Source organism: Klebsiella quasivariicola (genome assembly GCF_002269255.1).
In the GTDB taxonomy this organism is placed as follows: Bacteria; Pseudomonadota; Gammaproteobacteria; order Enterobacterales; family Enterobacteriaceae; genus Klebsiella; species Klebsiella quasivariicola.
Map to the genome: position 1 here is coordinate 3,325,057 of NZ_CP022823.1, position 16,353 is coordinate 3,341,409.

The 16,353-nt window shown below is 54.9% G+C and carries 17 protein-coding genes and 2 pseudogenes; 7 read left to right on the top strand and 12 right to left on the bottom strand.

Annotated features, from left to right (window positions below):
• Positions 1–5: 5 nt before the first annotated feature.
• Entirely contained in the window at positions 6–896 is an 891-nt protein-coding gene (locus B8P98_RS16570) for a LysR substrate-binding domain-containing protein (RefSeq protein ID WP_025713453.1), read from the bottom strand.
• Between the two features lie 140 nt (positions 897–1,036).
• Here B8P98_RS16570 and B8P98_RS16575 point away from each other — a divergent pair, with 140 nt between their 5' ends.
• Positions 1,037–2,545: a UbiD family decarboxylase gene (locus B8P98_RS16575; RefSeq protein WP_025713454.1), complete on the top strand. Its 1,509-nt coding sequence runs from the start codon at positions 1,037–1,039 to the stop codon at positions 2,543–2,545.
• 70 nt (positions 2,546–2,615) lie between these two features.
• Here B8P98_RS16575 and B8P98_RS16580 read toward each other — a convergent pair whose 3' ends face one another.
• The 3 genes from B8P98_RS16580 to B8P98_RS16590 all read right to left on the bottom strand — a co-directional run bounded on the left by B8P98_RS16580 (position 2,616) and on the right by B8P98_RS16590 (position 5,106).
• Positions 2,616–3,026: a Spy/CpxP family protein refolding chaperone gene (locus B8P98_RS16580; protein WP_095033232.1), complete on the bottom strand. Its 411-nt coding sequence runs from the start codon at positions 3,024–3,026 to the stop codon at positions 2,616–2,618.
• 133 nt (positions 3,027–3,159) lie between these two features.
• Complete coding sequence (locus B8P98_RS16585) at positions 3,160–3,846, bottom strand: EAL domain-containing protein (RefSeq protein ID WP_080924360.1); 687 nt, start codon at positions 3,844–3,846, stop codon at positions 3,160–3,162.
• Between the two features lie 627 nt (positions 3,847–4,473).
• Positions 4,474–5,106, bottom strand: a complete 633-nt coding sequence (locus B8P98_RS16590) for an ECs1377 family protein (RefSeq protein ID WP_080897226.1) — start codon at positions 5,104–5,106, stop codon at positions 4,474–4,476.
• Between the two features lie 566 nt (positions 5,107–5,672).
• Here B8P98_RS16590 and B8P98_RS16595 point away from each other — a divergent pair.
• The gene (locus B8P98_RS16595; protein ID WP_025713458.1) at positions 5,673–5,870 is read left to right on the top strand and encodes a hypothetical protein; all 198 of its coding nucleotides are present in this window, start codon (positions 5,673–5,675) and stop codon (positions 5,868–5,870) included.
• Between the two features lie 112 nt (positions 5,871–5,982).
• On the opposite strand, the gene cydB is transcribed toward B8P98_RS16595, so the two are convergent.
• From cydB to B8P98_RS16625, 6 genes are all read right to left on the bottom strand, one after another.
• The gene (cydB, locus tag B8P98_RS16600) at positions 5,983–6,993 is read right to left on the bottom strand and encodes a cytochrome d ubiquinol oxidase subunit II (RefSeq protein ID WP_080924359.1); all 1,011 of its coding nucleotides are present in this window, start codon (positions 6,991–6,993) and stop codon (positions 5,983–5,985) included.
• Entirely contained in the window at positions 6,990–8,396 is a 1,407-nt protein-coding gene (locus tag B8P98_RS16605; protein WP_080897228.1) for a cytochrome ubiquinol oxidase subunit I, read from the bottom strand. The genes cydB and B8P98_RS16605 overlap by 4 nt, the downstream gene beginning before the upstream one ends.
• A gap of 55 nt (positions 8,397–8,451) precedes the next feature.
• The gene (locus B8P98_RS16610; RefSeq protein WP_025713461.1) at positions 8,452–9,339 is read right to left on the bottom strand and encodes a manganese catalase family protein; all 888 of its coding nucleotides are present in this window, start codon (positions 9,337–9,339) and stop codon (positions 8,452–8,454) included.
• A 16-nt stretch (positions 9,340–9,355) separates the two neighbouring features.
• Complete coding sequence (locus B8P98_RS16615) at positions 9,356–9,862, bottom strand: ferritin-like domain-containing protein (protein WP_025713462.1); 507 nt, start codon at positions 9,860–9,862, stop codon at positions 9,356–9,358.
• A gap of 26 nt (positions 9,863–9,888) precedes the next feature.
• On the bottom strand, positions 9,889–10,383 hold the full coding sequence (locus tag B8P98_RS16620; RefSeq protein ID WP_025713463.1) for a YciE/YciF ferroxidase family protein: 495 nt from the start codon (positions 10,381–10,383) through the stop codon (positions 9,889–9,891).
• 89 nt (positions 10,384–10,472) lie between these two features.
• Positions 10,473–10,658, bottom strand: coding sequence for a con-10 family general stress protein (locus B8P98_RS16625; RefSeq protein WP_004150795.1), 186 nt, complete (start codon positions 10,656–10,658; stop codon positions 10,473–10,475).
• 611 nt (positions 10,659–11,269) lie between these two features.
• On the opposite strand from B8P98_RS16625, the gene B8P98_RS16635 reads away from it, so the two are divergent.
• From B8P98_RS16635 to B8P98_RS16655, 5 genes and pseudogenes are all read left to right on the top strand, one after another.
• Complete coding sequence (locus B8P98_RS16635) at positions 11,270–12,463, top strand: zinc-dependent alcohol dehydrogenase (protein WP_095033233.1); 1,194 nt, start codon at positions 11,270–11,272, stop codon at positions 12,461–12,463.
• Positions 12,464–12,564: 101 nt separating this feature from the next.
• Positions 12,565–12,696 (top strand): annotated as a pseudogene (locus tag B8P98_RS16640) (DUF1272 domain-containing protein); the annotation flags it as partial.
• Between the two features lie 201 nt (positions 12,697–12,897).
• Complete coding sequence (locus tag B8P98_RS16645; RefSeq protein ID WP_087805958.1) at positions 12,898–13,221, top strand: antibiotic biosynthesis monooxygenase family protein; 324 nt, start codon at positions 12,898–12,900, stop codon at positions 13,219–13,221.
• Entirely contained in the window at positions 13,214–13,606 is a 393-nt protein-coding gene (locus B8P98_RS16650) for an amino acid-binding protein (RefSeq protein ID WP_080897236.1), read from the top strand. Before B8P98_RS16645 ends, B8P98_RS16650 begins: the two co-directional genes overlap by 8 nt.
• A complete protein-coding gene (locus tag B8P98_RS16655; protein WP_095033234.1) occupies positions 13,603–14,316 on the top strand; it encodes an ArsR family transcriptional regulator in 714 nt (237 codons plus the stop codon). Before B8P98_RS16650 ends, B8P98_RS16655 begins: the two co-directional genes overlap by 4 nt.
• A gap of 273 nt (positions 14,317–14,589) precedes the next feature.
• On the opposite strand, the pseudogene B8P98_RS31675 reads toward B8P98_RS16655, so the two are convergent.
• Together B8P98_RS31675 and B8P98_RS16660 are read right to left on the bottom strand one after the other, a co-directional pair.
• A pseudogene (locus B8P98_RS31675) lies at positions 14,590–14,709 on the bottom strand (hypothetical protein); the annotation flags it as partial.
• 136 nt (positions 14,710–14,845) lie between these two features.
• Positions 14,846–16,342 (bottom strand): tail fiber domain-containing protein, encoded by a 1,497-nt coding sequence (locus B8P98_RS16660; RefSeq protein WP_040200296.1) that lies wholly within the window; start codon positions 16,340–16,342, stop codon positions 14,846–14,848.
• Positions 16,343–16,353: the final 11 nt, after the last annotated feature.

Below are 16,353 nucleotides of genomic sequence, written 5' to 3' on the forward strand. Positions count from 1 at the left end.
CGGGTTTATTGCTCCGTGGCATTGAGCAGCGAAATAACTTTCCGCACCACCGCCGAACGGATATGGCGGTGGTAAACCATGCTCAGCTCACTCTCCGCCAGCCGGTCCTGCAGATCGATATACACCACGTTATCAAGGCGTAGAGCCCGCGCCGAGACCGGAACCAACGCTACTCCCACCCCGGCGGAGACAAGGCTAATCATCGAAGTGACATCGTTGACGCGCTGCGCCACCTGCGGCGTAAAGCCCGCGACGCGACAAGCGCCAATAAACACCTGCTCCAGCCCGGTGCCCTGCGGATCGTCGAGAGAGATCCAGTTGTCAGTCCGCAATGACGCCAGATTAAGGGCTGCCACGCCCGCCAGCGGATGCTGCTGATAGAGCGCCAGACAGAGCTTTTCCCGCACAAACGGCCTGACTACCAGCTCGTCCGGCGGCGAGGCCAGCGGCGCGCGGATAATGGCGATATCCAGGCGCAGGTCCTGCAGCGCGTCGTAGAGCATTTGCACATCGCCATGTACCAGCGACAGTTCAATGCCCGGCCAGTCAGTGCGCAGCGCGCGCAGCAACCCCGGCAGCTTGCTGTCATACATCGCGCTGGAGACATACCCCAGATGTAATTTTCCCTGCTCGCCTCGCGCGGTGCGCTGGGCGTCCAGTACCGCCTGATCGGCCATTTCCAGCGCCAGCCGCGTCTTGTGTAAAAAGGCCTCGCCCGCGGCGGTGAGGGTCAGCCGACGGTTAGCGCGGGAGAAAAGCACCACGCCCAGGCGCTGCTCCAGTTGTTTAATCTGCTGGCTGAGGGCGGGCTGAGCGAGATGTAACCGCTCAGCCGCCCGGTGCATATGTAACTCTTCGGCAACGACGACAAAATGGCGTAACGAACGAAAGGACATCTTCGTACTCCGCAGGCTTTATTGATAATAAAAAACTTATCAATAAAGCATGAATGATGCAATTGATAATACTTAGCCTGCAAAGCATACTGACCGCATTGACCAGTATTGACCAGCATTGACACGCCAAGGAGAACATCATGACCGCACCCATTCAGGATCTGCGCGACGCCATCGCGCTGCTGCAACAGCATGACAATCAATATCTCGAAACGAATCATCCGGTAGACCCTAACGCCGAGCTGGCTGGCGTCTATCGCCATATCGGCGCGGGTGGTACCGTTAAACGCCCTACCCGTATCGGTCCGGCAATGATGTTTAACAATATTAAGGGCTATCCACACTCGCGCATTCTGGTGGGGGTACACGCCAGCCGCCAGCGCGCCGCGCTGCTGCTGGGCTGTGAAGCCTCTCAACTGGCTCTGGAAGTGGGCAAAGCGGTCAAAAAGCCGGTCGCACCCGTGGTCGTGCCGGCCAGCAGCGCCCCCTGTCAGGAGCAGGTATTTCGTGCCGACGATCCAGACTTTGATTTGCGCAAACTGATCCCGGCGCCCACTAACACCCCGATCGACGCCGGCCCTTTCTTCTGTCTGGGCCTGGCGCTGGCCAGCGATCCTGACGACGCCTCGCTGACCGACGTCACTATCCACCGTTTTTGCGTGCAGGGCCGGGATGAGCTGTCGATGTTTCTTGCTGCCGGCCGCCATATCGAAGTGTTTCGTCAAAAAGCCGAAGCCGCCGGCAAACCGCTGCCGATAACCATTAACATGGGCCTCGATCCAGCTATCTACATTGGGGCCTGCTTCGAAGCGCCGACTACGCCGTTTGGCTATAACGAACTGGGCGTCGCCGGATCACTGCGTCAGCGTCCGGTTGAACTGGTGCAGGGCGTCAGCGTCCCGGAGAAAGCCATCGCCCGCGCCGAAATCGTCATTGAAGGCGAGCTGCTGCCGGGCGTGCGCGTCAGAGAGGATCAGCACACCAACAGCGGCCACGCCATGCCGGAATTTCCAGGCTACTGCGGCGGCGCCAATCCGTCGTTACCCGTGGTCAAAGTGAAAGCGGTAACCATGCGGCAGAACGCGATTCTGCAGACGCTGGTAGGACCGGGGGAAGAGCACACCACCCTCGCCGGGCTGCCAACGGAAGCCAGTATCTGGAATGCCGTCGAGGCTGCCATCCCGGGCTTTTTACAAAATGTCTACGCCCATACCGCGGGTGGCGGTAAATTCCTCGCCATTCTGCAGGTGAAAAAACGTCAGCCTGCCGATGAGGGGCGTCAGGGGCAGGCCGCGCTGCTGGCGCTGGCGACCTACTCCGAGCTTAAAAATATTATTCTGGTCGATGAAGATGTCGATATCTTTGACAGCGACGATATCCTGTGGGCGATGACCACCCGCATGCAGGGGGATGTCAGCATTACGACAATCCCCGGCATTCGCGGTCACCAGCTGGATCCGTCCCAGACGCCGGAATACAGCCCGTCGATTCGCGGCAAGGGCATCAGCTGCAAGACGATTTTCGACTGTACCGTGCCGTGGGATCTGAAATCGCACTTCGAGCGTGCACCGTTTGCCGAAGTTGATCCGCGCCCCTTTGCGCCAGAGTATTTTGCCCGTCTGGAAAAAAACCAGGGCAGCGCAAAATAAAGCGATAGCCGCCGGTAAACGGCGGCATCTTACAGCTCAGCGCCATCGGCGACGGATGGCTGAGACAGGGTTAGTTGATCGCGGCGGCGAGATCTTTTTTGACCTGCTCACGCTGCTCAGGCGTCAGCACCTGACTAACGTCGAAGTAGTATTTCACCCGATAATAGCGCACCTGCTGATCCAGCTGGCCAAAGGCGGCCAGCTGCTGTTTGACTTTGGCATCATCCCATTTCCCGGAGTGAATAACCTCAGCCAGAGCGCCGTCCTGATAGCCGCTGATTTTAATCTGGCTCACATTGTTTTCGAACCCCTGACGTAGCGCCTGGATTTTGGCGACCTGCTCCTCACTCAGTTTCAGATGCTGGACAACCGGATCCTGCGAGACCGACGGCACATCAGTCGAGGTCGACGCCTGACTGGCGGCGGTGAAGCTGGTGGTCAGAACAAGAGCGATCAGGGTGTTACGCAAGCGAGTATTCACAGTGAATTATCCTTCAGGCAAGAAAAAGAGAGTGGATTATCACTGCGCAAATAAAGACTATCTGTAACAAAGGGTTAGTTTAAAACTGGACAAATAAAGCGTGGCAGGGAACAAAAATCAGCTTATCGGCGACTCAGCAGTGCAAAAAGATGTATTCATCTTTCCAGTAACGACCCTGACCGATGATATTGCCGGCCGATCCGATCAGCCGTTTTTGCTTCTCGGTTTCCACCCCCTCGACAATCACATGGCGGGTCAGAGCAGAGATAGCCTGTAACAGGCCGGGCAATGTGGGGTCGTCTTCTTTATCCCAAAAATAATCTTTATCCACTTTGACGCAATCGAAGCGAAATCTGTCCAGTAAGGCGAAAGAAGTGCGTCCGCGACCGAAGTCATCCAGCCAGACCGGGCAAAGCGCCGCCAGCGCGCTCAGCGTGGTGAGTTCGCTCCCGGCGATGAATTCATGAAAATTCTCATTAATTTCCAGCGCGATATGTTTACAGGAGCGTAAAAAATCACAGAGGTAGCGGTCCGCCAGAATAAACTGGCTTAATAAATCATCAATATTCAACGATACCGGCTTATTATCCAGGCGGGTAAAATCAAATACAGAAAGCAGCTCGATTTGGCGAGTGAATAGTGCAATCTTGTCGCGGTCGGTAAGCGTGGAGAAAGAAAACGTTGACGCTGAGGTGATATTTTGTGCGGGTGCTATAATATCCTTAGTGAGCAATTCCCATGAGTGGTAGCTGCCATCATCGCTAATAGCCGGCTCCAGCACGAAGCGGTATAAGGTATTTTTCACGTTTTCTTCAACCATTTAAAAAATACCAAAAATAAGAAAGGGTTAAAGCATGTCATATATTTCCCGGCAACAAAAATAGTTTAAAATGATCGATAAAGATCATTCAATAGCTAAAATCTATCAACATATAATTTATTGATCGGTAAACTGAATTAATATAAATTAGCCACTGCTACAACGCCCGTTGAAACAACATTTAAAATATCGTTTCAAACCAGCCAGTTACCAGAAAACCCTCTGTAGTACAAACTGATATCCTGCTTTCCACCACTACGCCAAAAACAGCGATGCGTAATAAAAATGAAAAATACAAGCCGCCAGTTTTCGTTCCGAGGGATAGCGTAACGAGATAAACGCATCCCCCCTTCGCTGCGCCTGTTAAGCCATGCTCCTCATGGAAAAAGCGTTTCAGTCACTGAACCGTCATACTTTCCCACTACCCTGCCGCCAGGCAACGTGAAGTGGGTGATGGGTAGTGAAAAGAATAAACGTGGTTCCGCTGGCGCTGATACTGTTAATGCTCATCGCCAGCGCGTGGCTGGCCCCGGCCCCGCGCCATGCCGCCAGGGGGCGGTGTGTCTGGTTTGATGGAGCAGTGGTGACTTGTCTGCAAAGACAGCGCCTGGGCGAAGGGTTACCCCCTCATGCGCTGGCCAGACGATAAACCGGTACCCGCCGGGTGGTATTGAACAGATTGTCGCTGACCTCTACCTCTTCAGTGGCAATCCGCATACCGGAGCGCCGTAACTGCGCAATATCCGCCGCCACCCGCTGGCTGCCAAACCAGAACAGGGCATCGAGAGCGGTGACCGGTAAGCCGGCGAGAAGCGCCCGCTCAAGTCGCTCCCGCGCCGGTTTTATCTCCCGGGCGATCTGCTGGTACGGGGATGCCGTTAATCCTGTCGGATCGACACGACGAATGCGGTTTGACAGGCGGTAATGAAAGGCCTCCGGGATAGCCTGTAAATCTTGTTTCAGAGTGTAGACGCAGCCATACCGCTTACCATTGAAAACGGCGGCTTTGCGATTGAGCTGTAGTGCCTCACGCACGCTGGCGATAAGCTGAGGCGCCCGGACCAGCAGCAGGCGAAATGGCAGCTCGAAGCTGGTCACATAATCGACGTTCAATAGCGCAATGCGCAGCCGTTCCTCTGCCCCGGCCTGCAGCTGACGACACTCCTGATATACCTCGCGCCATTGCGCCCGCAGCCGCGGCGTCTCGCCGGCTTCGGTAAACTGGTATTTTTCAATATCGTAATCAATTCTCCCGGCCACCGTATCTTCCTTTCTCCATCAGCCCGGCATTATTCTATCACTCTCCGGCGCCGTCCCCTATGCCGACCGCCACGGCCCTCGCCGGTTATTTACGATACAGATAGCGGGTGATGACCACATCAAGAACAAACAGCAGGAAAATAACGCAGCTTAACCACAATAACCCTGCGAATAAATCAAGTAATTGCATCGTTGTTCCCTCGCCGTTGGTCATAACAAAAGGACACCCCATTACCATAAAGTAGTTAAGAACTGCCCTAACAGCCACACTATAAAATAATGTAATGCGTTAAACGCCCGTCATGCTTAATGGTTCATTTTATTGTCATTACTTTGTCATCATAAAATGTCTATCATCAACCGGACCGCCGGGTTATCTCTCCCATTCTGACCTTACGAGGACACGAGCGGCCACAGGTTTAACAACAGGGATAATATCGCCCCACCTGATCCAGAAGGTCATTGCATAATCTTATATCAGACACGATCGTCATCCTGCTGAATAATCCGTAAAAACGCCGTAAGCAATAAATACCCTGCTGATTGGTTTACCATGGAGAAATAAGATGCCTAGCGAAAAAGCCCGCAACCTTGACCATTTCTATGAATTACTGGCGACCGGACGGCACCAGAAAATCGAACTCGATTTTGATGTCGCCGCTGACGACTTTTTTAAAATCGCCAGCGAATTTGGCGAGACGGGTGCGAAAATCACCCGGGTGAACGAGCGGTTTATTATTAAGCTCTCCTCGCCGAAGGCATAAACACCCGGCCAGAGGAGGTGGAACGGCTCGCCGGTTTGTCCGCGCCCCTCCTGGTCCTCCCTGACCGGGTGGCGCGGCGCGCCGGTCAATCAGCATCCCGCTTGTTGGCCTCTCAGTGATAGCCTTCGCTGCCGGAGACTTTGCCGCGAAAGACGTAATAGCTCCAGGCGGTATACATCAGGATCACCGGGATAATAAGCAGCGCTCCCGGCAGCATAAACACCTGGCTGGACGGCGGCGCGGCGGCATCCCACAGGGAGATATGCGGCGGGATAATGTTCGGCCAGACGCTGATCCCCAATCCGCTGAAGCCGAGGAAAATCAGGCCCAGGGTCAAAATAAACGGGCGGGCATGGCTGGCGGGGCGCGCGCTCAGGCGCCAGATCCACAGACTCAGGACCAACACCAGAATCGGCACCGGCACGAACCAGAAGAAATTGGGCAGCGTGAACCAACGTTCCGCTATGTAGCGCCAGCCCAACGGCGTCCAGACGCTAACCACCGCGATCACCGCCATCAGCGCCAGCAGCACCTTGCGGGTCAGATCGCGCATCCGCTGCTGCAGCGCGCCTTCGCTTTTCATGATCAACCACGTGGTGCCCAGCAGCAGATAGGCCACCACCAGCCCCAGGCCGCAGAACAGATTGAAGGGGGTGAGCCAGTCCAGCGTCGAGCCGGCGAAGCGGCGGTCGGCCACCGCAAAGCCGTTGATAAACGCCCCGACGACAATCCCCTGGCTGAAGGTCGCCAGCAGCGAGCCGCCGGCGAAGGCATAGTCCCAGAAGGTGCGGTGCGAGGGGATCGCTTTGAAACGAAACTCAAACGCCACGCCGCGAAAAATCAGGCCAATGAGCATCGCCGTCAGCGGGATAACCAGCGCATCGGTGATCACCGCATAGGCCAGCGGAAAGGCGCCGAATAGCCCTGCCCCGCCGAGCACCAGCCAGGTTTCGTTACCGTCCCAGACGGGCGCCACGCTGTTGACCATCACGTCGCGCTCTTCGCCATCATGCACCACGCTGAACAACATCCCGATGCCTAAATCGAAACCGTCCATCACGATATACATCAGGGTGGCGAAGACGATGATGACAAACCAAATCACCGAGATATCGATGCTCATGATGCGTTCTCCTCATCGCGCACCGGCTCTGCCGCCGAGAGCGGGCGCGCCGGCGTGCCCGCGGTTTGTGAGGTCAGCTCCGTCACCGGCTGCGGCCCTTTTTTAATCAGCCGGAAAATGTAGTAATACCCCACGCCAAATACGGCGCAGTAGACCACGATAAACACCAGCAGGCTGATGGCCATCTGCAGCGTACTGTGCAACGACACCGCGTCCCGGGTGCGCAGCAGGCCGTAGATCACCCACGGCTGGCGGCCCATCTCGGTGGTCACCCATCCGGCAACCAGGGCAATAAGGCCTGCGGGCCCCATACAGAGCGCAAACCACTGGAACGCTCGCGAGTGGTACAGCCGCCGCCGATAACGCAACCAGGCGCTGCAGACGCCTAAGGCGATCATCAACACGCCCATTCCAACCATGATGCGGAAGGACCAGAACACGACGGGCGAATAAGGCCGATCCTCTTTCGGGAAATCTTTCAGGGCCGGCACCTGTTTATGCAGGCTGTGGGTGAGGATCAGGCTGCCGAGCGCCGGGATCTCCAGACCATAACGGGTACGCTCCTGCTCCATGTCCGGCAGGCCAAACAGCAGCAGCGGCGTGGCCTCACCGGGGCGATTTTCCCAGTGCCCCTCGATGGCGGCAATCTTCGCCGGCTGATGCTCCAGAGTATTCAGGCCATGCATATCTCCTACTAGCGCCTGGATCGGCGCGACCAGCAGCGCCATCCACATCGCCATCGATAACATTTTACGGATAGCCGGCGAATCGTTACCGCGCAGAAGATGCCACGCCGCCGATGCCCCGACGAACATAGCGCTGCTGAGAAAAGCGGCTATCGCCATATGGAACAAGCGATACGGGAACGAGGGATTAAAGATGATTGCCAGCCAGTCCTGCGGAATGAGATGGCCATTTTCGATGGTAAAACCCTGCGGCGTCTGCATCCAGCTGTTGGAGGCGAGGATCCAGAAGGTGGAGACCAGGGTGCCGAGCGCCACCATACAGGTGGTAAAAAAATGCAGCGCTGGCGGTACTTTGCTCCAGCCAAACAGCATCACCCCAAGGAATCCCGCTTCGAGGAAAAAGGCGGTCAGCACTTCATACAGCAGCAGTGGGCCGGTAATACTGCCGGCAAACTGCGAAAATCCGCTCCAGTTAGTGCCGAACTGATAGGACATCACTAAGCCGGAGACCACGCCCATCCCAAAATTGACGGCGAAAATTTTCAGCCAGAAGTTATAGAGCGAGCGCCAGACATTATCCCGGGTCCGCAGCCACAATCCCTCGAGCACCACCAGATAGCTGGCAAGACCGATGGTGATAGCCGGAAACAGGATATGAAAGGAAACGGTAAAGGCGAATTGCACTCGGGCAAGATGAAACGCGTCGAATTCAAACATATTCCACACCCATCATTGTGAAGCGCCCCGGCCGCAACCGGGGCTCATGCGAACATCACTTAGCCGATGATGAGGTGTTTTGCTTCCCGGCGCCAAGTTCGGCGCCGGTCAAAGGATCATCCTGCGGGTCAGACTGTGTTCGCTTCAGCATTGCTTTGCACAACGCTTCCTGCTCTGGCGTCAGGCTGACAGAGGCACTGCCATCGCCGCCATCCACCGCCGGCTGCGGATCCTTGACATAATCAAAGTGTTTGTCACTGTTCCAGCTGCCGCGCACTTCTCCACCTTCAGACATATTGTAGTAGGTGTTAGCGTACTCGCTAATGGGCGGCAGTTTACCCGGTGGAAAATGGTTACGAATCGACTGCTGGGCCTTCTCGAAAGAGAGCTGGTGCGCCGCTTCGCGGGTCATCAGGAACGCCAGGGCGTCTTTTACCCCGGGATCGTCGGTGACATTGATCAGGCGTTCATAGACGATCTTCGCCCTCGCCTCTGCCGCCACGTTCGATCGCAGGTCAGCGGTGGGTTCGCCGATCGTATCAACGTAGGCCGCCGTCCACGGTACACCCGCCGAGTTGGTCAGCGGGGTACCGCCGCCGTACAGCAGGGAGGTGATATGACTGTCGTTACCGTTGGCGGTCAGCGAACGGTAGAGTTCCGCCTCGCTCTCGGTGCCCTCCGCCAGTGCCCCTTTGGCGCCTTTATTCAGCATGCCGACCAGGGTGCCAATGATCTCCAGGTGGCTCAGCTCCTCTGTCGCGATATCCATCAGCATATCTTTGCGGCCGGGATCGTCATCGCTTAATCCCTGGGTGAAATAACGACACGCAGCGGCCAGCTCGCCCTGAGGGCCGCCAAACTGTTCGAGCAGTAAATTCGCGAGTCCCGGATTGGGTTCAGCAACGCGCACGGTATACTGCAGTTGTTTCACATGACGAAACATAGGCCTGCCTCCTGGGTTATTTTTTCGCTTCTACGCCGTCAGCATCTGAACGCAGGAGAAACTGCTCCGTAGTCTGAGGAATATGTGTGATCAGCCAGTCGGCCATGGCCTGCTCTTCCGCCAGAATGGCTTCGATCGCCGGGATGGAGGCGGTATCACCCGCATTTTCAGCCGCCGCCAGCAGAGAGGTATAGCAGGCGATCTCAAACTGCTCGAAGACGTACCCGCTGATCGAACCTTTGACGATTTCATCGGAAGGAAACATCCCGCCGATGGACTGGCCAAGAGCCGCCATTTTACTCATCGAATCTTTAATCACCGATCGCGAAATCTCGTTACGGTCGAGGATCTCTTCCAGCACGGTTATTTGCCGTTTGGTCTCATTAATATGCTGTTCAATTCTGGCACGGAGATCGGGATAATTATCGATACGGCCAGCCATCGATTCCAGCATGGATTCTGCCTGCTTTTCCATGGCATGCGCATCGCGTAGCCAGTCATGATAATGTTCAACGTGATTCATCGTCATTTCCTCGTGTCAGGGAGCGTTTATTTTTCCGCTTTTTTATTAATATTACCTACCGCCAAATCGGTTAATTTAACGTCGGTTTGTTTTTCTTCTTCCAGCGTTGCGGCCAGCAATTTAACCGCTTTTTTGTAACCCAGTTGTTCCGCCAGGGTGACCAGGGTACCGTAACTGGCAATTTCGTAATGCTCGACCTTTTGCGCAGCGGCAATTAACGCAGCATCACGTACCTCATTTTTTTCCGTGCTCTCAACGACTTCATTGGCCTCTTCGATTAATCCTTCCATGGCCACGCATTTCATGCGTTTGATCTTCAGGCCGGATTCCTGCTCGATAATCTGGTCGATACGTTCAATCTGGCCCTGGGTTTCTTCGAGATGAGCATTGAACGCCGCGCTGAGTTTTTCACTGGACGCCGCTCTGGCCAGTTTAGCCAGCCCGCGGGTTAATTGTTTCTCTGCGCTGTAGGTATCTGAGAGCAGGTGAATAAATACATCTTCAATGCTTTTCATATTCATAGAAATACCTTCTGGAGTCAGAAAATAACTGCGAGTCTATACAGACTCGCAGGAAATACTTTCACTTCAGGGTGCAAGGAAAAGGATAATCAGGAATTATCGGACTTGCGGCCACCGCCGTGGCTGTTTTGTCCACCTTTTTTACCCGCTTCGGACGCACGCTGCGGATCATTTTTAAAGTTCCCGCCGCTGTGCTGACCACCTTTACGACCTGCTTCAGAAGCTTTTTCACGGTCTTCAGCAAAATTACCGGAACCACCACGATGCTCTGCCATATTTCACCTCATATATATCGGTTATGTCAGTACGATACGAAAATATTCCGTATCACTCGTCGTTCGATATTTAAATCTAGCGGGTAATGCTGGCTAGTCAAATTATTATTCCGTTTTTCCGCTGTCTTTTAGCAGCAATTCGGAATTATTCTACAAGATACCTTAAAAATAACCAGGCGGTACTTTTTCTGGTAACTCACTGTGTTCAGGGAAATAATATCTGCATTCCTCCCATTATCTATACCTGCGAAGTACTCCGATTGGGTGATATAACGAAGCGGCACCGATACGCTTCGTCAGCCTGAAATTCAGAACTTTTCTAAAAATTATCAATAAAAAAAGCCGCTGGGGGAGCGGCTATCAAATAAAAAATGGAGCGAATATCATGCGTGATTAAGGCTAGTACGCTTAATGAAAATAGACAAATAATTTAAACAAACCAGACGTGAAATAAGCGAAGCGTAGAATACGCTCAGCGACTTGAATATCACGCAGCTACATTATTTGTGCTCTACGCTTTATTTTTTAAGGTGACTTGTCGGCAGCAAGCGCGTCGGGTCACGATACCCTGGGCCTTATGCGGTTAGCCGCTCTCTTCAGGAGAATACGCAATGAAAGCACTCACTTATCACGGTCCCCATCATGTTAGTGTCGACACCATGCCTGACCCGACTCTTGAGGCGCCGGACGATATTATTCTGCGCGTCACCGCGACGGCGATCTGCGGTTCCGATCTGCATCTTTACCGCGGAAAGATCCCGGGGACGCACCATGGCGATATTTTCGGCCATGAATTTATGGGGGAAGTGGTGGAAGCGGGTGCCGAGGTCACCGCGGTCCGCAAAGGCGACCGGGTGGTTATCCCGTTTGTCATCGCCTGCGGAGACTGCTTCTTTTGTCGTCTGCAGCAATATGCCGCCTGCGAAAGCACCAATAGCGGCCAGGGGGCAACGCTCAACCGCAAAGGGATCACGCCACCGGCGGCCCTGTTCGGCTACAGCGATTTGTACGGCGGGATCCCCGGCGGCCAGGCAGAATATGTACGGGTCCCCAAAGCCAATACCGGACCGTTTAAAGTGCCGGACACCTTACCCGATGAAAAGGTGCTGTTTCTGTCAGATATTCTGCCCACCGCCTGGCAGGCGGTAAAGAACGCCGAGGTCAAACCCGGCAGCAGCGTGGCTATTTTTGGCGCCGGCCCGGTAGGGCTGCTGTGCGCCTCCTGTGCCAGGCTCAATGGCGCAGAGCAGATATTTATCATCGATCATAACGATTACCGACTCGATTTCGCACAGCAGCGTTATGGCGCGATCCCGATAAACTTCGACACCCATGACGACCCGGCGCAGTGGATTATCGATAACACGCCGGGACATCGCGGCGTCGACGCGGTGATTGACGCCGTGGGCTTCGAGGCGAAAGGCAGCCTTACGGAGACCGTCCTGAGTACGCTGAAAATTGAAGGCAGCAGCGGCAAAGCCCTGCGCCAGTGCATCGCCGCCGTGCGCCGCGGCGGTATCGTCAGCGTGCCCGGCGTGTACGCCGGTTTTATTCACGGGTTTATGTTTGGCGATGCTTTTGATAAGGGCCTGACCTTCAGGATGGGGCAAACCCACGTCCACGCCTGGTTACCGGATCTGCTGGCGCTTATTGAGCAAGGGCTGCTTACCCCGGAGGAGATCGTCACTCACCATATGCCGCTGGAGGAGGCCGCGCGCGGCTATCAGATCTTTGAGAAACGCGAAGAGGCATGCCGCAAAGTCATCCTCGTGCCGGGGATGCAGCCCGGGAAAGCAACGCTTTGAGATGGCGGTTAACGCGCTGCGAACCCTCTCGGCAGCCAGTCCGGGCAATAATATAAAAGCCCTACCACTGCTGATAGAGCCGTTAACCCCAGGAGAAGTTGATGCTCGAACGACGCCCGAATTGCGAATGCTGTGATAAAGATCTGCCGCCCGACTCACCCGAGGCGTTTATCTGCTCGTTCGAGTGTACTTTTTGCCGGGACCGCATGACGGCGCGGCTGGACGGCTATTGCTCTGGCCTGTTCAAACCGTAAGGCCGCAAGTCGCCCCATGGCATCAACCCGTTTCTTTTTTTGCCGTTCACAAGCGCGAAAATATACTGGCAAACTGCCATTACCATCGCTTATCTGCCTACAGGCATACTTCGCTGCCCACCGAAGCATCCTGCTCTGGCCGTCAGTAGACTGCGGGGACATTCACCACGGAGCACACTGATGATCGCGGTACTTTTTGAGGCCGACGCCTTACCAGAAGCACAGGAAAGATATTTACAGCTGGCGGCCGGGCTGACGCCTTTGCTTTCAGACACGCCGGGGTTCATTGCCATCGAGCGCTTTCAGAGCCTGAATACGCCCGGCAAAATCCTCTCGCTATCCTGGTGGGAAGATGAAGCATCGGTGGCCAACTGGCAGCAAAATGAGCGGCATCTGGCTGCCCAGCGCGAAGGCAAAGCATCGATCTTTTCATACTACAGAATACGCGTCGCCCGCGTGTTCCGCGATTACGCATCGGATCGGGAGGCACAGCCAGATGTATGATATTCACGTGATTCTCAGCAACACGCCGGGCTCGCTTGGCGCAATGGGTATGGCGCTGGGGAACAACGGCGTGGGGCTCGAAGGCGGCGGCGTATTCACCACGCCTGAGGCCAGACATGCGCATTTTCTGGTGGAAGACGGTGAAAAAGCCCGCAGGGTACTGACCGAAGCTGGCTTTACGGTCAGCAGTGTGTGCCGCCCTCTGATACGAAAGTTACCGCAGAAACGACCGGGGGAGCTGGGTGAAATCGCAGACACCCTGGCCCGCAACGGCATTACTATTCTGGTACAGTACAGCGACCACCGTAACCGGCTCATTCTCATTACCGATGATGACACCCGGGCAGCGGAAGTGACCGAAAAATGGGCCATACTTTCTGAATGAATCTCCTGAAAACATCGCAAGACAGTAAGCCAGAGGAAGCACTGGAAACCGCTATGGCGATGGTAGCTTCAGCCCTCTCTGACCCGTCAAGGGTCAGTATTCTCTGCGCCCTGATGGACGGACGCGCCTGGACGGCGACCGAGCTCAGCACGGTCGCCGACGTGTCCGCTTCCACTACCAGCGGACATCTTGCCCGACTGCTCAGCAATGGGCTGGTGGTGTGTCTTGCACAGGGGCGTCACCGCTATTACCGCCTGGCGGGCCCGCATATCGCCGGGCTGCTGGAAAACCTGATGGGCGTCTCCATGCAGGCGCATAAGGCGCTGACCACCAGTACGCCGGTGAATCTTCGCTACGCCCGGACCTGCTACGATCACCTGGCGGGCGAGCTGGCGGTCAATATTTATGAGTTTATGCTGCGGGAGGAATGGCTGGCGGCAGATGGCCAGGCCCTGACGCCAGCCGGTAAAACCCAGTTTGAACGCCTTGGCGCAGTACTTAACGCCCGCCCGCGACGCAAGTCTTGTTGCCCCTGTCTCGACTGGAGTGAAAGACGTTTTCATCTGGGAGGCGACGCCGGTTCGGCGCTGATGGCGCTGCTTGAGCAGAAAGGATGGATAACCCGCACACCGGGATACCGGGAAGTGCAAGTGACCGACAGCGGCAGAGCGGCGCTGTCCCGGCTGTTTAACCTGAAGGTGAGCGGATAGCCTGAGTTTAGGCTACATCACATTTTCGCCGACCTGCTCCGGTTTAGGCCGGTCGGGCCATCAGTAAGACGCCCGGCGTTCAATCGCTGGCCACTTGCGATCTGGCGATAAACTGCGCTATTCCTGTCACGAAATGCATGGCGTTGATGGACGTTGTGCTGCGGGAAATCGGCGCTGGCATCGCGCAGCGAGCGCCCGGCAAAAGCATTGACTGAATATCAAAAAAAAGCGGGAGCCCATCGGCTCCCGCTTTTACTTAATCCACCAACGGGATTACATGTTCGCGATAATCGCGTCGCCAAACTCTGAACATTTCAGCAGTTTCGCGCCTTCCATGCCTTTAACGATCAGGTCTGCGGCTTCGAACCACTGCATGTGGCGCAGCAGTAGTTCTCTGCATTGCTCTTAATACTTTGATTTTTAAAAAAAATATGTTTCTGAACACTTATCTAGAACCATTTTTATGTTAATTCTAACATGCTGATTACATGATAAATTATCCGAGTTTTGATAACATATTTTCTCTCAATCAGTACTCTTTTGTTTGAACCTGCTTGTTCAAATCACGAACTTGTTTTGTTAACTCCTGCACCGTAAGAACAAGATCCGCGATGATGGCCGTATGGTCTACGTTAAGGATATTGATCTTCTCGCCATCAATTTCTACATCGCCGCTTTGAAAGGTGTAAATCGGGTCAACTTTTTCAGCTTGTTGAGCAATAAATCCACGCCTACGGCGTGTTTCGCCTTTCATGTTGAACTCACATACCCCCAGCGCGTTAATACGCCTGGAGGCCCCTTCCTGGGATTCCGTAAAATCCTTTTTCAGCCGCACGTCTGAGCCAGTGGTCATAACATCGCCTTTAGGGGTGGAGATTGTCCCACCGGTGTAAAAGAGCCAGGCATCTTTTCTGTCAAAACCGTCCATATACAGTACCACCCGGTGGTTGTACCCAACGTATTCTTCAAGGTAGAAACCACCCCACGCTCCGGAGGTGTCACCGTTACCGCCGCGTCCCAGCATTCTGGATCGAATACGTCCGCCTGAAACCAACGAACCATCAGCAGGGGAACCAAAGTCTGTTCTGTTGGCCGAAAGGTCGACTCCGCATTGCGCCCACCCTCCAATATCTGCCATACCACCAACACGAAGATCCCTGTCAACTCGCCAATGACTACCTTGTACACTAATTTGATCGGCGGCAGTGGCCATAATCCGCCCGGTGAAGTCGTCGGTGCTGTAGTTAAAATGAAAGTCGATGTACGGAGTGCCCATCGACAGCTCTAACGCCTGGGAATACAGCTTGCCCTTTGCCGTATTATCGAAACCACCACCGACAACCAAATCTCCGGGCAACGTCGTCTGGTTGTTGGTGCCAATAACGAGGATGTCATCATAGGTGTCTGACGGTGATACACTGGTCGCTCTTGAACGCTGAACCCTGAACGGTGTTCCCGAGCCAACGGCAATCGTCCCGCCTTGCCCCTGTTTTTTGAGCAGAGCCAGATCTGAGTTCTTACCGAGAATAAAACCGGCATTATCGCTGGTTATAACCTGCGAGCCGTCGAGTTTGTTTCCTCCGGTGAGTTTTGCCAGCGCGTTAAGATCCGAGGCCTTCGCCATCCCGGCTATCGCCGGCACGGTCACCTGCTTTCCTGTGATCGGGTCAGTCAGGGTGATATTGCCGCTGCCGGTCAGGGCCATCGACCAGCCCTCCACTACACTACGCCAGAATGCAAACGCGCTGGCCAGCTGGTTAGCAAACGACGAGGTGCTGGCGGTTTCAGCGGTAATAATGCCGTAACTGGCACCGGAAAATGCGGTGGTGATATTCCGGGTCAGCGTCAGTTGCGTGTCGCTGTCCACGGATTTGATCGCATACAGGTCAGCACTACCGCTGCGGTAGACCACTAGAATCGACCCGGGCAGTATCCCCAGCGCCTCCTGTGACCATTTTGTTGTCGCACCTGTCACCCGTGCCTGCGACGCGGCACCCGTGACGGTACCGACTTCATACATCGCCATAATAAAGTTCC

Bases quoted from the DNA above. Each gene is read 5' to 3' on its own strand.
- B8P98_RS16570 (WP_025713453.1), bottom strand. From the start codon at position 896: ATGTCCTTTCGTTCGTTACGCCATTTTGTCGTCGTTGCCGAAGAGTTA.
- B8P98_RS16575 (WP_025713454.1), top strand. From the start codon at position 1,037: ATGACCGCACCCATTCAGGATCTGCGCGACGCCATCGCGCTGCTGCAA.
- B8P98_RS16585 (WP_080924360.1), bottom strand. From the start codon at position 3,846: ATGGTTGAAGAAAACGTGAAAAATACCTTATACCGCTTCGTGCTGGAG.
- B8P98_RS16595 (WP_025713458.1), top strand. From the start codon at position 5,673: ATGCCTAGCGAAAAAGCCCGCAACCTTGACCATTTCTATGAATTACTG.
- cydB (WP_080924359.1), bottom strand. From the start codon at position 6,993: ATGAGCATCGATATCTCGGTGATTTGGTTTGTCATCATCGTCTTCGCC.
- B8P98_RS16605 (WP_080897228.1), bottom strand. From the start codon at position 8,396: ATGTTTGAATTCGACGCGTTTCATCTTGCCCGAGTGCAATTCGCCTTT.
- B8P98_RS16610 (WP_025713461.1), bottom strand. From the start codon at position 9,339: ATGTTTCGTCATGTGAAACAACTGCAGTATACCGTGCGCGTTGCTGAA.
- B8P98_RS16615 (WP_025713462.1), bottom strand. From the start codon at position 9,862: ATGAATCACGTTGAACATTATCATGACTGGCTACGCGATGCGCATGCC.
- B8P98_RS16620 (WP_025713463.1), bottom strand. From the start codon at position 10,383: ATGAATATGAAAAGCATTGAAGATGTATTTATTCACCTGCTCTCAGAT.
- B8P98_RS16625 (WP_004150795.1), bottom strand. From the start codon at position 10,658: ATGGCAGAGCATCGTGGTGGTTCCGGTAATTTTGCTGAAGACCGTGAA.
- B8P98_RS16635 (WP_095033233.1), top strand. From the start codon at position 11,270: ATGAAAGCACTCACTTATCACGGTCCCCATCATGTTAGTGTCGACACC.
- B8P98_RS16645 (WP_087805958.1), top strand. From the start codon at position 12,898: ATGATCGCGGTACTTTTTGAGGCCGACGCCTTACCAGAAGCACAGGAA.
- B8P98_RS16650 (WP_080897236.1), top strand. From the start codon at position 13,214: ATGTATGATATTCACGTGATTCTCAGCAACACGCCGGGCTCGCTTGGC.
- B8P98_RS16655 (WP_095033234.1), top strand. From the start codon at position 13,603: ATGAATCTCCTGAAAACATCGCAAGACAGTAAGCCAGAGGAAGCACTG.
- B8P98_RS16660 (WP_040200296.1), bottom strand. From the start codon at position 16,342: ATGGCGATGTATGAAGTCGGTACCGTCACGGGTGCCGCGTCGCAGGCA.